The organism is Ruminococcus sp. MCC718, from assembly GCF_018783905.1.
Lineage (GTDB): Bacteria > Bacillota > Clostridia > Lachnospirales > Lachnospiraceae > Hominisplanchenecus > Hominisplanchenecus faecis.
Map to the genome: position 1 here is coordinate 1 of NZ_WQNP01000034.1, position 242 is coordinate 242.

General features: G+C 33.9%; 1 pseudogene. It reads right to left on the bottom strand.

Going from position 1 to position 242, the window contains the following annotated elements:
* Positions 1 to 242, bottom strand: a pseudogene (locus GPK60_RS04740) (IS607 family transposase); the annotation flags it as partial.

Consider the following 242-nt stretch of genomic DNA (forward strand, 5'->3'; position numbering starts at 1 on the left):
TATTTGGTATCAACATTACTTTTATGGCTTTTACCATCTGCTTCCTCCTGTATCAATTCCCGGATAAGTTTCTTAGCTTTGTTTGCTCGTTTTCCTTGTAATTTGCAACTGAATACAGTAATTATCTGAACCAGATCTTCAACAAGTTCCTGCTGTTCGGACTTTTCAGTATTATCAATAATCTCAATCTCACAATTATAAAGTGAAGCGATATATTCTATCAACTCAAAACCAAATCGCAA